This is a genomic window from Komagataeibacter nataicola, assembly GCF_003207795.1.
Taxonomy (GTDB): Bacteria; Pseudomonadota; Alphaproteobacteria; order Acetobacterales; family Acetobacteraceae; genus Komagataeibacter; species Komagataeibacter nataicola.
The window spans coordinates 1-13647 of the sequence record NZ_NIRT01000009.1; the positions used below are offsets into that span (position 1 = coordinate 1).

At 57.1% G+C, this 13647-nt stretch carries 11 protein-coding genes and 3 pseudogenes; 9 read left to right on the plus strand and 5 right to left on the minus strand.

Annotated features, from left to right (window positions below):
• The 3 genes from CDI09_RS06785 to CDI09_RS18075 form a co-directional block, all read left to right on the plus strand.
• The coding region (locus tag CDI09_RS06785; RefSeq protein ID WP_211308934.1) for a 6-phosphogluconolactonase at positions 1 to 219 on the plus strand (219 nt) is incomplete at its 5' end.
• A 77-nt stretch (positions 220 to 296) separates the two neighbouring features.
• A complete protein-coding gene (gene rpiA / locus CDI09_RS06790; protein WP_078528183.1) occupies positions 297 to 1001 on the plus strand; it encodes a ribose-5-phosphate isomerase RpiA in 705 nt (234 codons plus the stop codon).
• A gap of 34 nt (positions 1002 to 1035) precedes the next feature.
• The gene (locus CDI09_RS18075) at positions 1036 to 1203 is read left to right on the plus strand and encodes a hypothetical protein (RefSeq protein ID WP_167370236.1); all 168 of its coding nucleotides are present in this window, start codon (positions 1036 to 1038) and stop codon (positions 1201 to 1203) included.
• 314 nt (positions 1204 to 1517) lie between these two features.
• Here CDI09_RS18075 and CDI09_RS06795 read toward each other — a convergent pair.
• Together CDI09_RS06795 and CDI09_RS06800 are read right to left on the minus strand one after the other, a co-directional pair.
• Positions 1518 to 1703, minus strand: a pseudogene (locus CDI09_RS06795) (IS256 family transposase); the annotation flags it as partial.
• 111 nt (positions 1704 to 1814) lie between these two features.
• Positions 1815 to 2018 carry a transposase gene (locus CDI09_RS06800; protein ID WP_110571227.1) on the minus strand — a complete coding sequence of 68 codons (204 nt, stop codon included), beginning with the start codon at positions 2016 to 2018 and terminating at the stop codon, positions 1815 to 1817.
• On the opposite strand from CDI09_RS06800, the gene CDI09_RS06805 reads away from it, so the two are divergent.
• The 3 genes and pseudogenes from CDI09_RS06805 to CDI09_RS06815 all read left to right on the plus strand — a co-directional run bounded on the left by CDI09_RS06805 (position 2017) and on the right by CDI09_RS06815 (position 4862).
• Positions 2017 to 3126, plus strand: a complete 1110-nt coding sequence (locus CDI09_RS06805; protein ID WP_167370237.1) for a type II toxin-antitoxin system HipA family toxin — start codon at positions 2017 to 2019, stop codon at positions 3124 to 3126. The genes CDI09_RS06800 and CDI09_RS06805 overlap by 2 nt on opposite strands.
• 133 nt (positions 3127 to 3259) lie before the next feature.
• Positions 3260 to 3586: pseudogene (locus CDI09_RS06810) on the plus strand (transposase); the annotation flags it as partial.
• Positions 3587 to 3812: 226 nt separating this feature from the next.
• The gene (locus CDI09_RS06815; protein WP_078527261.1) at positions 3813 to 4862 is read left to right on the plus strand and encodes a PAS domain-containing protein; all 1050 of its coding nucleotides are present in this window, start codon (positions 3813 to 3815) and stop codon (positions 4860 to 4862) included.
• A 48-nt stretch (positions 4863 to 4910) separates the two neighbouring features.
• Here CDI09_RS06815 and CDI09_RS06820 read toward each other — a convergent pair whose 3' ends face one another.
• Entirely contained in the window at positions 4911 to 5870 is a 960-nt protein-coding gene (locus CDI09_RS06820; RefSeq protein ID WP_078527263.1) for a LysR substrate-binding domain-containing protein, read from the minus strand.
• Between the two features lie 127 nt (positions 5871 to 5997).
• On the opposite strand from CDI09_RS06820, the gene betC reads away from it, so the two are divergent.
• From betC to CDI09_RS17555, 3 genes are read left to right on the plus strand one after another with little or no spacing between them, the layout of a single operon-like run.
• Positions 5998 to 7524: a choline-sulfatase gene (gene betC / locus CDI09_RS06825; RefSeq protein WP_249034001.1), complete on the plus strand. Its 1527-nt coding sequence runs from the start codon at positions 5998 to 6000 to the stop codon at positions 7522 to 7524.
• Between the two features lie 10 nt (positions 7525 to 7534).
• On the plus strand, positions 7535 to 9943 hold the full coding sequence (locus tag CDI09_RS06830) for a TonB-dependent receptor (RefSeq protein WP_078528184.1): 2409 nt from the start codon (positions 7535 to 7537) through the stop codon (positions 9941 to 9943).
• On the plus strand, positions 9940 to 11157 hold the full coding sequence (locus CDI09_RS17555) for an MFS transporter (protein WP_146220812.1): 1218 nt from the start codon (positions 9940 to 9942) through the stop codon (positions 11155 to 11157). Before CDI09_RS06830 ends, CDI09_RS17555 begins: the two co-directional genes overlap by 4 nt.
• Positions 11158 to 11508: 351 nt before the next feature.
• Here CDI09_RS17555 and CDI09_RS06845 read toward each other — a convergent pair whose 3' ends face one another.
• Together CDI09_RS06845 and CDI09_RS18535 are read right to left on the minus strand one after the other, a co-directional pair.
• Positions 11509 to 12879, minus strand: a complete 1371-nt coding sequence (locus tag CDI09_RS06845; RefSeq protein WP_078528187.1) for an NAD-dependent succinate-semialdehyde dehydrogenase — start codon at positions 12877 to 12879, stop codon at positions 11509 to 11511.
• A gap of 281 nt (positions 12880 to 13160) precedes the next feature.
• Positions 13161 to 13583, minus strand: a pseudogene (locus CDI09_RS18535) (hypothetical protein); the annotation flags it as partial.
• Positions 13584 to 13647: the final 64 nt, after the last annotated feature.

Below are 13647 nucleotides of genomic sequence, written 5' to 3' on the forward strand. Positions count from 1 at the left end.
GTCTCGACCTGCGTGCCCGATGATGCACCCCACACCCGCCTCACGCTGACCTATCCCGCCATCCATTCCAGCCGCCATGTGGTGTTCATGCTCGCGGGTACCGGCAAGCGCGAAGCCTTTGCAAAAGTGCGCGCGGGCGACCCGGCGGAGCCTGCCAGCCATATCACGACCGAGGGTGAACTCATCTGGCTTATGGACAAGGCGGCAGCAGGACAATGAATGTCGTGAACATCGCCACGCCTCCAGCGGGGTACGGAAAGGATACAGCCAGCCAGAAGGACAGCAGGAGCCCGGACATGACAGGCCAGACAAGTGACCCGCATGAGAAACAGAAACGCCTTGCCGCGATCGAGGCCGCATCCATGGTCAGGGACGGGATGGTGGTTGGCCTCGGCTCGGGCACCACGTCAGCTTACATGATTGATGAACTGGGCCGCCGCTGGGCGGAAGGGCTGCGGTTTGCCGCCATTCCCACATCGGAGCATTCGGCCGAGCAGGCGCGTTCGCACGGGATCAAGCTGGTGACGTTCGCCACCCACCCGCAGATCGATCTTGATATTGACGGCGCGGATGAAGTGGAGATGGGCACGCTCAACCTGATAAAGGGCCGGGGCGGGGCGCTGTTCCGTGAAAAGATCGTGGCCGCCGCCTCACGCCGTTTCGTGGTGGTGGTGGATGAAAGCAAGCTGGTGCCACGGTTGGGCCACCACATGCCCGTACCGGTGGAGGTCACGACCTTCGGCTGGGAACTGACTGCCTCCCGGCTGCAGGATCTGGGTGGACGGCCCACCCTGCGGCTGGACCCGCATGGCACACCCTTCAATACCGATGGCGGCAACCTGATCCTGGATTGCAATTTTGGGGAAATCGTGGATTCCGTGGGGCTGGCACGGAAAATCCGCGCCATCGTGGGCGTGATTGAAAGTGGCCTGTTTATTGGCCGCACATCCGAGGTTATCGTGGCAGGCCGGGATGGCCTGAAGCACCTGATGGCCGGATAACCACGCCTTTTACGTGTGGCGGCGGAGAATAAGCATGTTTGTCGGGATTGATCTGGGCATAACGGCCATCAAGGCCGTGCTGGCAGACGGCAGGCAGCAGATGCCGGCCACATCAAGCCACCCCCTGCGCATAAGGATCTCCATCCGGGGGACATGGCTGATGCCACTGATATCGGCCTGTCCGTCCAGCAACGTCGTGTGATGCTGGATGGGCTGGGGGTAATGCTGCGGCCAGGCATGTTATGGAATGATGAACGTGCCGCACCGGAATTCGCACGCAAATTTCCCGTAGCCGACAGGTATGCGGTTTTCCGCATGCCGCGGCAGGGGGCTGTCAGGAATGTCGTGTTTGGGACATGTTTATATTTCCTGATTACCGGATTGCGCGTGCGAAGCGTTCCCCGAAGGGGAATGTCCCCAGCCCGGACGGCCCGCGTCAGTCTGGCGTTCAGCGCCTCAATGACATTGGCGGCGTAGGTCAATTTTCGGACCTTGGCGGCAAAGGCAATCAGGGCGGATATGCACCGCCTTGCTGCGCACGATACTTTTATCACGAACCTTCACCCGCAGGGCATCGAAGAACACACCACGGAAACGGTCATTGTCCAGCACGGCGTCGGTAATGATGCGGATCGGGCCTGGTAATGCCTCCACGCCATAGATCTCAAGCAGATGGCCTTGAATCCCGCGCATGCCCATCCCGATCTTTCATAAAGAATTGGAATTCACATCAGGATCATGCCGTAAAGAGATCCGACCCCAAATACCTTGTGCGAGGATACGGGGACACTTCTGGTTGATACGTTTATTCCACTACATGTTGATTTTCACTGCAGGCGCATTGGCCCGTTCATGTAAACGGGTCCATTTTGACAGCGTATCAGGGTGAATATCCAGCTTTGGAGCGATCATCATCACCGCTGACCACCGCGAAGGATGGTTCTTCTCTTCCTCCAGAACCATGCGGGCTGCACGTTCACGAAATTCAGGCCGAAAACGCTTCGATTTGTTACTCATGAATATCTCTTACCTCACAGGTCTTGCTGTCTCCACAAAAACCGGGGCAATTCACAGCGGTCGGGGTGCAGGTCTTCCTTCCCTGTTTGAAGATAGTCTCCCGGATGGATGGGGACGCCTCCTGCTTGATCGGGAAATTGCGGCGAGAAGTATCAGCCGAACCAAAATCGGAGATATCGAACGTCTCGCCTATGTCGGGTGCTATGGTAGCGGGGCCCTAACGTATGCCCCTGAAACAGGTAGCCTTCCGAATGAGAGCATTGATCTGGGCTGGTTCGAAGAGATCATACCGCAAGTGGTGAATGGTGCGTCCGCAGCAGATCTTTCGCGGCTCCGTGTCATGTCGGGTGGCAGTCAGGGCGCGCGGCCTAAATTTGTCGCGCAGATCAAGGATGATATGCTTTCTTTGCGCGATTACCGCCTGCCGGTCGCTTCTGGCTGGACGCAGGTATTGATCAAAGGGCGTGCATCATCTGATCCGATCGGGACGGTGGAAGCCGAGATCGCTTACGGCATTCTCATGAAAGAAGCTGGCATCAACATTTGTCGAATGTTTCCGCTGGAAGGTAATAAAGAGCGATTTTTTGGCACTGATCGGTTCGATCGTCCGGGTGGTGGCCGCTTGCATATGTCCACGGTGGCGGGGTTGCTTGATACCGGTATGCAGCACGGTGTGGTCGATTACGTTGATCTCATCAAGCTTGCCAAACTTATGTGTCGTCGGATTGATGTAGTTGAGGAAATTTTTAGACGCATGGTATTTAACGTGCGGGCATTAAACCGGGACGATCATGTTCGAAATCACGCGTTTCTCATGAATGCGGCTGCTGAGTGGTCGCTGGCTCCCGCCTATGATGTGTCGTTTTCCGCCGGCCCTGGTGGCGAGCATTCGATATCGATCGCTGGTGATGGGCGTCACCCGGGCAAGGTTGCCATCAATGAAGTCGCGCGGGTCGCAGGCATCAAGCCTGTTCGAAGAGACAAGATTATTGATGCGGTCGACAGTGCGCTTTGCTTGTGGGAAGAGGTCGCTGCAAATTGTGGAGTACCTGATTTTCTGATAAGAGAAATTAACGATGAAATGGTCATTGCCCGAGGATGGAAATGAAATACCGTAAGCAGGAAATAAGAGTCCTGTAAGTATAAATCATAGGGGCAGGCATAGGTAAGCATTGTTTACGACGGTTCATGCCGACAGTTTAGGCCCTGTTAGATCTTGAAATTCTTCCCATATTGTAGGGATGGAAGAAGGAGACGGAACAGGCACTTTTACGGATGAGACGTGGGCGCTCTGGGAACCTCTGATTGAGGCGGTTCGCCCGAGGGGCAAGACGCCACCACATGATCTGCGGCGCACGATAGCAGCGATTTTCTGGCGTCATGAGAATGGTGCGAAGTGGCGGAGTATCCCCACTGAACTGGGGCCTTGGTGGCGGGCGGCACAACTTTTCATCCGCTGGGCGAAACTGGGTGTGTGGGAATGCCTGCTTGAACGGGTTCAGAACCAACAGGGAGTGGCACTTGGTATGACTTTTCTGGATGGTACGAACATCAGGGCTCGTCTCAAGGAGTGGCGTGCTGTCGCAACCAAATATGAAAAAACAGCAACGTCGTTTCTCGCCGTCATCCACATCGCTGCCGCAGCAGACTGGATCAAGCCATAACATGCCCTGGCATTGCATGCCGATTGAAGGTTATTTTTGAGTGCTGATTGACAGATACCGCAATGGAGGAGAAATCGTGATATGGTAATATCACGAGGTTGGTAGCGTTCCAATCAGAGGAGTCAGAGACATGGAAACAGCTGCCAAAATCTATACGAGCATTATTTTTCCGGATATTCTTTCCAGAACTGATCCGCATTTATTCGACCTGCAGAAGACCATGCTTGATGCCACACTAGATTGCATCAAGGTCCTATCTGTCGATGGCAGGCTCCTGACCATGAACCGGGCAGGTTGTCTTGCGCTGAATGTACCTCAGAATTCAGAATTCGGGATGCCGTGGCTCTCCCTGCTGCCCGAAGACGTTCATCAATGCGGCAAGGAAGCACTTCAGAAGGCCGCAAAAGGACATAGTGCACGCTTTCATGGAAGGAGTGAATCTCCTGACGGGCTTATGTACTGGGACAACCTGCTGACCCCCCTTGTCGATGCTTCCGGCCATGTGCTCTCGATCCTGTGTGTCTCACGAGACGTGACCGAAAAAACGAAGCTGGAAAAGGAACTGGAAGAGTCGATCAATCGAGAGAAGTTGCTTTCCAACGAGATGCAGCATCGCATCAAGAACCTTTTCTCTGTCGTGTCGGGCCTCATCTTCATTGCCGAGAAAGAAGCCGCCAGGAGCAATACGCAGGACACCGCAACACACATCCTTCGTGAGAAGTTGGGCGCTCTCTCACGGGCTTCCGATGCAGTCTTCTCGGGAATTGACAGTGAAGTCTGTGATGCGGGTCAGTCTGACCTTGAAGCGCTCGTCCGTTCGGTCTTGCGCCCCTATGGGGATCGATGCCTGATTGGTGGCGGACATGTGTCAATACCCCGCAAGATTATGACAACTTTTGCTCTCTTCCTTCATGAACTGGCAACCAACTCGGTAAAATACGGCGCACTTAGTACCGACGGTGGCGATGTTACAATCCGGTGGAAAGCAGATGGTGATATGCTTGACCTGACCTGGATCGAAACCGGCGGTCCGAAAATTTCAATCTCGCCAGAGAGAAGCGGTTTTGGTAGCGCGATGGTGGACCGTATCGTCCAGGCTGCCGGCGGCCGGATTGATAGAATATGGCGGCCGGAAGGACTCGTCGCTGATCTACATTTGCCCGTTCCAACTCAGGATTAGAGCGTGTCGTCAATTGGTGTATGGTCTGCATGCAGCTTGCGCTTCCATTCATGATGTCATGTTTCCGTCCTGATTTTCGGGGAGAATGTGAAGGCGGCTGAGGTTAACAAGCCAGTCACAGAACAGATCAGCCTGGCTACTACGCGGGCTGCGGGCCGTCAGCACATAGCCCCGGCGGCTTTTAAGTGGTTTCTGCCAGACTTTGACCAGAACGCCGCTTTCCAGACAGGTATCAACCAGCGGTCGCCACCCCAGGGCGATGCCTTCTCCCTGCATGGCAGACTGCAGCAGCAGCGGATAATTGCCAAAAGTGCGGAAGCGCGCCGTCTGCTGGCTACCCCGCGCTGACGGGTCCGGGTCCATCCGGGCAAACCAGTCCGTCCATGTAAACCACAGATTCTCATGTCCATTCAGATGCAGAAGATGCGCACGTTCCAGATCGGCCAATGTTGTGAAGGGACCATGGGCGCGCGCATAGGCGGGACTGCATACGGGGTAGACTTCTTCCTCAAACAGCGTCATGCGGTTTTCACCTGATTTACGGCCAGACGCTTCAAACAGGATGGAAACATCCGCTGTTATCCCCAAGGAAGGCCCGGTCTGTAGCGCCTGGGTTGTCAGGATCTGGATTTTTACGCCCGGACAGATTTTTTCAAAATCTGGCAGGCGGGAGATCAGCCAGTTGGCGGCAAAACCATAATCGGTCAGCACATTCAGCACCTTGTCCCTGCTACCTGCCGTAGCCTGCTCTAGCGCGGTCCTGATGGTGGCCCGTGCTTCTGACGCTGCGGCGACCAGCGTGCGGCCCGCGTCATTCAGCGTAACTCCGCGATGCCTGCGCGTGAACAGCGGCATACCGACGACGCGTTCAATATGCCCGACCTGCTGGCTGACAGCAGGCTGGGTCATGCCCAGTTCGGCCGCAGCGGCGCTGAAACTGCCCAGGCGGCCTGCCGCTTCGAGCACCCGCACATTGCCCATCAGATAATCAACTATGAAACTTGTCATAATTATCAATTATACCACGCATAAGAACAAAGTGACATCACAAACCACACTTAATATCGCATATTAAATTAATAACACAATTCACTATCGTAATACGTTATATATCCGCGAGATAAGAGCTATGCCCGTGCAGCCGCCCAATCGTCCCAATTTCCTTGTGGTCCTGGCAGATCAGCTGACGGCGGCGCTGCTTCCCGCCGTGCTGGGTGGTCGCGATCCGTCGCCCGTCATCGCCCCCAACCTGACGGATCTGGCCAGGCAGGGGGTGGTGTTCGGTAACGCTTATACCAACAGCCCGTTATGCGGTCCGTCGCGGGCCGCGTTCATGAGTGGCCTGCTGCCCACCATAAGCGGCGTATATGACAATGCCTGCGAATGGCATGCCGGTACCCCGACATTCGGCCACCGGCTACGGCTTGCAGGGTACCGCACCATTCTTTCGGGCAAGATGCATTTTGTTGGGCCGGACCAGTTGCACGGGTTTGAGGAGCGCCTGACAACCGATATCTACCCCGCTGATTTCAGCTGGGTGCCTGACTGGCTGCACCCTGAAATCCGGCCTGACTGGTATCATTCCATGGATTCAGTTCACCAGGCCGGTCCGGTCGTACGCAGCAACCAGATTGATTATGATGAGGAAGTCGCCTTCGCCACCCGGCGCAAGCTGTATGATCTGGCCCGTGTGCATGACGGGCGTCCGTTTTGCATGCTGGTATCCTTCACCCACCCGCATGATCCGTTCAATATCGGGCAGGAATGGTGGGACCGGTATGCTGATGTTCCCATTCCGTCGCCCCGGGTGGATCTGGCCCCGGATCATCATCCCTCAGTCACCCGCATACGCGAGACCTGCGGCATTGCCGCCGACCCCGCAACACCACAGGCCGTCGCGCGTGCGCGGCGGGCCTATTTCGGCGCGATTTCCTATATCGACCATCAGGTAGGACGGCTGCGTGCGGTGCTGCGGGAAACGGGGCTGGACCGCAATACGGTGATCGTATTCACCAGCGATCATGGTGAAATGCTGGGCGAGCATGGTCTGTGGTACAAGATGTCCTTTCATGAAGGGGCGTCGCGCGTGCCGCTTATATTCAGCGGCCCGGATTTTTTCCGTCCCCGTATCGTGCGTGACGCAGTCTCGCTGGTGGATGTGGGGGAAACGCTGTGCGGCCTGGCCGGAGCGCCGCCTGCACCCCGCACTGATGGCCGCAGCCTGTCCCCCCATCTGGATGGATCAGGCGGCCATGATGGCGTGTTTGGTGAATATTGCGGGGAAGGCACGATAGCGCCCGTAAGCATGATCCGCCGCGGGCGATGGAAGTTCATTCATACTCCCGGCGAACCCGATCAGCTTTTCGATCTGAGCAGTGATCCGGATGAAACCCGCAACCTGAACGGCAGCAACGCTGCGGCAGCCATACTGACGACATTCAGCGAAGAAGCGCACAGGAAATGGGATTACGCCCGCATTACCCGTGCTGTCATCGCCAGCCAGCAACGGCGGCGACTGGTCAGTCGCGCGCTGGCGATGGGGACCTGTACGCATTGGGACTATCAGCCCCTGCCCAATGCCCACAACGCATACATCCGCAATCACAAGCCTCTGGAAACGCTTGAGGCTGAAGCGCGCCTTTATTCCCCCGGCGCCCGGTGAGACAATCGCCATGAACCGTATTCCTGCCCTGTCATACGTGACGACATTCGCCTTCGCCCTTTCGGCTGGTACGCTGCCCTGCGTCCGCGCGTCCTTTGCAGCAGACCTGACCGATACCCAACCCGCCGCCAAACGGGAAAAATTGCCGCGCCATGCGCCCGGCGCGCCTGCGACACGCGACAAAGCGGCGAGGGCAGTAAAAGACGCTGGTGGGGTGGAGGAAATAACCGTTCGCTCCACGCGGCGGACCCAGCGATCAAGCACAATTCCTGCCTCCATCGTTGCCCTGTCCGGCAGCACGTTGCAGAGCACCGGCGTGCGGGACGCCCTGACCCTGGCCCACGACGTACCGGGGCTTATGGCCGAAACCACATCAGGCTCTGCCAATCCGCGCTACCGCCTGCGCGGTATCGGGACCAATGACTTCTCGGCCAACATGACCACGGCGGTCGGCGTGTCGGAAGATGACGTGTTTCTGGATAGCGGGGCCTCGCAGGGGGTGCCGATCTATGATCTGGACCATGTCGAGGTATTTCGTGGTCCGCAGGGCACATTACAGGGCAAGAACACCACGGCGGGCACCGTCAACTACTACACCAAGCGGCCGACCAATCATCTGGATGGCTACGTGCGGGGCACGGCTGGCAATTACGGACGTCTGGGGGAAGAAGGAGCGATTGGCGGTCCCATCGTCAAGGATCGCCTGATGGCGCGCTTTGCCATTACCAACCAGGATTTTTCCGGCCAGTACCATGACAGTTACCGGAAAGAAGATGCCAACGGTTACCAGTATTACGACATGCGTGGCGAGATACTGGCCAAACCCGTTGATAACCTGAGCATACTGGTCAAGGGCCATATCGGGCGTAACAAGACCGATGTGGAACTGGACCATGTGGGCCTGCTGGCCGGGGGAAAGGACGATCAGGGCTATGCCCAGACATCCGCCCGCAACCTGCAGAACAATGGCCGCAGTGATGCGACAACACGGCGGTCTGGCCTGTCGGTCAATGCGCAGTATGCCTTTGCCCACGGCTGGACACTGACGGATATTTTCGGACTGGAATGGAATCATTTCAATGTCTTTTCCGATGATGATGCCAGTCCGGCTCCGATCGATTACCAGGAAAACATTGGCGGCGTCGCCCGCGTACTGAGCAACGAAATCCGGGTTGCATCGCCCCAGAGCAAAAAGGTACGCTACATCGGCGGTGTCTATTACATGCGCAACCTGACCCAGTCCTACAGCCAGCAGCCACTTTACAGCCCGGTTGCTTTTGGTGCGGGCGGCAATGCGTCCAGTTTCAACATCAACACGCAGGATGCAGCCGTATTTTCTGCCGTTTCGGTTGACCTGATGCCCAGACTGACGCTCGATGTCGGTGCGCGTTTCACATCGGAAACCCGTCAGGCCAATGGAGAGGCATGGGCTTATGCCACGCAGGCTGGCAGTCCCTATAATACATCCGACCGTGTGCTGACCTACATCAATACCAGCACGAACACCTATATCGATCCTGCGACCGGCAGCGCCATCAGCGGGCCGACACTGAAAAAGACATTCAACAGGGATAGCGAGGACGCCAGCCTCAAATACCGCTTGAACAGCAACATCATGGGCTATGTGCGCTATGCGCGGGGGTTCCGTACCGGCAATTACAATACCTATGTCGCCACGGCGTCTGATTTCAGCCTGTATAACCCGGAAACGCTGACAGATTACGAAGGCGGGGTCAAAGCCCGGCTGTGGAAAGGACGCGCCCAGATCAACCTGAGCGGCTTCCATTACGACTACGACAACATGCAGGTCACGATCTTGCAGAATACCGGCACGCACACCACCAATGCCGCCAGCGCCGTATCCAACGGCTTCGAGTTCGAGGGGCAGGTGCGGCCGCTGGACAATTTCCTCGCAACATTTGGCGTGACCTATCAGGACGCCCATTACACCAGCTTTACCAACGCCAGCGCGCCCACGCCGTTCAATGGCGGTAATGCGGTCAACCTGTCCGGACAACCGCTGGAGCGTGCGCCGCGTGTCACCGCCAATCTGCTGCTCAGTTACACATTGCCCGTCTCATTCGGTGACTTTGCTTTCCAGACAGACTGGCGCTACACCAGCCGTTACCGTTTTCAGGCATGGTCGGACGCCACACCCACGACACCGGGCGTACTGCTTTCATCCGCGCAGGCGCAGGCTCTTGTCCGCAACGCCTTTTCACAAAAACCCGTTCTGATGGGCAATGTGCGCGTGGCCTGGCATTCGCTGGACAAGAAAACGGAAGTGGCCTTCTGGATGCATAACCTGACCAACCAGCTGACCTATACCAATGCGTTCGGGGAGTTTTTCAACGGCAATATCAGCCGCTACCCCGGTGAGTTGCGCAGCTTTGGCTTCGAGGTCTCGCGTTCCCTATGACCAGCACCCAAAACCTTCGCGCGCCAGCAGGAACTGCCGGACGGTGGGAATGGGTCGGCATCAGCGCTGCCGACTGCGCGGCCCACAGCATGAACTCGCTTGGGCCGTTCGCGGTCAGCGCGCTCATGGCCGACCTGCATCTCAACACCTTTCAGGCAGGAATCTGGAGCACGGTCGAAATGCTGGCCTATGCCGGGGCCATGTTCGGTATTTCGCCATGGGCCGCGCGTGTGCACCTGCGGCGACTGGCGCTGGTGGCGGGCATCATGGTTGTCGTAGCACAAGGCGCTTCGGCCATTATGGCCAGCTATGGCATGCTTCTGGCGCTGCGCCTGCTGGCGGGTTCAGGGCTGGGCATGCTGAACGCGGTGGTCAATATCGGCTCGGCCCGCTCGCGTTCACCCGCGCGCAGCCTGTCGCTGGTCATGATTGTGCAGACGGCGGTATTTACCACTTCCAGCCTGCTTCTGCCGCAGGCTGCGGCATTCGGGGGCAGGGCAGGGGTATTTGGTTTTCTGGCGTTGCTGGTCATGCTACTCCTGCCCCTTATGCGGTTCATGACGTCCCGATCGGGCCTCCCCCCGTCGTGCCCTGTTCCCGTAACCCGGTCTGGGGAAAGACCGCGTGCCCATCCCCGGTTCATCATTGCCGCCGTTGTTTTTTATACCAGTGGTAGTCTGGCCATATGGCCGTTTTCCGCCCATGTGGGGCATCTGGCTGGATTGACGGACACGGCGTTTGGCTGGCTTGCGGCGGTTGCCAACATAGGTGGCCTTGCAATGTGCATCGCAGGATCGCTGCTAGGCGATGGCAGGGCAGCCTTCCGTCTGCTGGCGCCCGCCATCTTCCTGACTGCGCTGGCATGTGTCGGACAAACAGTTCCGTGGAGCATTCTCGCGTTCTGTACAGCGTTCCTGATCAATTATGTATTGTGGTTTTTCATCTATCCCAACCTGATCGGCATTGCCTGCCGCATGGACCCGACCGGCAGGCTGGCGACCCTGTGCAGTGGGGCGTGGATGATATCACAGGCCAGCGTAACCCCGCTTTCCGGATTGCTTGGCCGCAATGGGCATTTCCTTGGTATTGGGCTGCTGGGCATGGGCAACTGCCTTGCTGGTGTCCTGTTGGTGACCTGTCTGTATGCCATGATGTATGGCAGGGCTGGCAATCGTTCCCTGTCCCGGCGTCAAGATGCAGTTGGTCTTTTCTGATACCGCATGGTCCGTCCCGGGTGCTTTTGATCGAGGAAGTTCGTCCGAAGAAGGGCAAGGCCCCGCCGAAGAACCTTCGATGGACGATATCCGCGATTTTCTGGCGGCCTCAGAACGGTGCGAAATGGCGTGCCCTGCCACCTGAATTTGACCACCAGCTCTGCGTGGCCGCAGAGGGGTCATGGCAGGACACTGTCTTTCACGCTTGTGCCCGGTCGGGCACATAAATTGTCGTAAGCCTATGTGACACAGGTATATAATAAGATAAAAAACAGCATTTGCCCCCTGCAATGACATACGCAGGGGGCTACAGACGGCATGTTACAAAATACTGGCCGCCAGATGACCGGTTTACGCCGGTGTATGTACCAGTTTCTTGTTGATGAACTCTTCTATACCCAGCGAGGACAGTTCACGGCCGTAACCGGAGTTCTTCACGCCACCAAACGGCAGGCCGGGCGCGGTCCATGTCGAGCGGTTGATGAAGACCATGCCGGTCTCGATCTGGGCCGCTACCCGCTTTCCACGTTCGATGTCGGTGGTGATGACAGAGCCGCCAAGCCCGTAGGGGGAGTCATTGGCCAGATCGATGGCCGACTGTTCATCTGGCACCCGGAAGATCATGGCCACGGGGGCGAAGAATTCCTGGTGGAAGGCCGGATTATCCTTGTTGATATTGTCAAGGATGGTCGCCTGGAGGAAATAGCCGGGACGATCAATGCGCTTGCCACCGGTTACCACATGCGCACCGTGCGCCACGGCGTTTTCGATCTGGCCCAGCACCAGTTTCAGCGCGCTTTCGCTGCATAGCGGGCCGAGGGTGGTCTTTTCATCCATCGGGTCGCCCGCCACCAGGTTTTCAAGTGCGGCCTTGAAGCGCGTGGTAAAGGCATCGGCAATCTTTTCATGAACAATGAACCGCTTGGCCGCGACACAGCACTGCCCGGTATTGTTCATCCGCCCCCAGACCGCCCATTTGATTGCAACATCAAGGTCGGCATCATCCAGCACGATAAAGGCGTCGCTGCCACCGAGTTCCATGGTGTTCTTCTTGAGCGCGCTGCCTGCTTCGGCCGCCACGGCCTTGCCTGCGCGTTCACTGCCAGTCAGCGCCACACCACGCACGCGTGGGTCAGCCACGACGGTTGCCGACTGTTCATTGGTAATGAAAACGTTTGAATACGTGCCTTCGGGCGCGCCCGCATCGGCAAACAGTTCTTCAAACATCACCGCGCATTGTGGCACGCCGGGCGCATGCTTCACGATCAGCACGTTACCGGCCATAAGGTTGGGGCCAGCCACGCGGGCCAACTGGTAATAGGGAAAATTCCACGGCTCGATGCAGAAGACGATGCCAATGGGCTGGCTGAGGATCGTGGCCTTGCCGTCATCAACCTTCAGGTCAACCGGGGCGAGGAATTTCTCGGCATTGTCGGCATAGTAATCAAGGATATCGGCGCTCAGGTCTACTTCAGCCTGTGCCTCGCGGAACAGCTTGCCCATTTCTACGGTAATCGGCGTGGCGAACGCATCGCGGTTATGCCGCATGATTTCAGCGGCCTTGTGCAGTATCGTAGCACGCTGGGCATAGGTTTTATTGCGCCAGTTCTTTTTATAGGTGGTATCCGCTTTTGTAATGATACCGGCAAGCTGGGCATCCGAATGCAGGTCGAATGTCTTGAGCGTTTCTTCCGTGTACGGATTGATGGACTGGTAAAGCATGGTGAACAGTGGCCTCCCGTTTATTTTGTCAGCCAGCCCTTTCCATCCCTGCATGGGGGCCGGATCGGCCCGCCGGCACGTGACGATGTATCAGGATGATGGGCTGTCGGCTGTGTTTGTCTATATACGGATATATATAGACATCGGCGCATGACAAACGGATTCCCGCTCAAGATCGCGTGAAACTTTCTTTTTAGACAGGGTGTTATGCGTTACGTTCAGGGCTCGAGCCGTACCGGGATCAGGGTATCGCCAATGCAGACGCAGTGCAGGTGGGCTGATCATGTCCCATACCGCGTCTTTGTTAAAATCGTCGAAATACTTAGGCTCAGGGCACATAGCCAGAACATGCCGGCTGCTGCGAGGCAGATGGCTGAGAAGAAGACAGTTGGGCATCTGTCGTGGCGTGTTGCGACACGCCTCCTGGGCATTGCAGAACCACTCGGCGTCAGACCCGCGATCGGCCAGCATTCACTGTGCGATGGGGAGGCTGTCGAGAAGGACTGCCGCACCCATGTAATTGCTCACAGGCCCTGCCGTCATGAAGACGCTGAGCGGACGTCGGTTTTTGTCAGTAACCGCGTGAAGCTTCGTATTCATGCCACTTCTGGTGCGCCCCATCATTCGGATGAAGATCCCATGGTGCTCCAGTGTTTCCAGCGGTTGTACAGTGTCTTGTGTGGGCCGTATTCCCGGGGCGCATCAAATCCAGAAGAGAGGCTGGCCGACAATCATGCGCAGATACATTTTGACATGTGTTGCAAGTGA

Excerpts from the sequence above, each read along its gene's own strand:
- CDI09_RS06805 (WP_167370237.1), top strand. The coding sequence starts at position 2,017 with ATGAATATCTCTTACCTCACAGGTCTTGCTGTCTCCACAAAAACCGGG.
- CDI09_RS06830 (WP_078528184.1), top strand. The coding sequence starts at position 7,535 with ATGAACCGTATTCCTGCCCTGTCATACGTGACGACATTCGCCTTCGCC.
- CDI09_RS06815 (WP_078527261.1), top strand. The coding sequence starts at position 3,813 with ATGGAAACAGCTGCCAAAATCTATACGAGCATTATTTTTCCGGATATT.
- CDI09_RS17555 (WP_146220812.1), top strand. The coding sequence starts at position 9,940 with ATGACCAGCACCCAAAACCTTCGCGCGCCAGCAGGAACTGCCGGACGG.
- CDI09_RS06800 (WP_110571227.1), bottom strand. The coding sequence starts at position 2,018 with ATGAGTAACAAATCGAAGCGTTTTCGGCCTGAATTTCGTGAACGTGCA.
- rpiA (WP_078528183.1), top strand. The coding sequence starts at position 297 with ATGACAGGCCAGACAAGTGACCCGCATGAGAAACAGAAACGCCTTGCC.
- CDI09_RS06820 (WP_078527263.1), bottom strand. The coding sequence starts at position 5,870 with ATGACAAGTTTCATAGTTGATTATCTGATGGGCAATGTGCGGGTGCTC.
- CDI09_RS18075 (WP_167370236.1), top strand. The coding sequence starts at position 1,036 with ATGTTTGTCGGGATTGATCTGGGCATAACGGCCATCAAGGCCGTGCTG.
- CDI09_RS06845 (WP_078528187.1), bottom strand. The coding sequence starts at position 12,879 with ATGCTTTACCAGTCCATCAATCCGTACACGGAAGAAACGCTCAAGACA.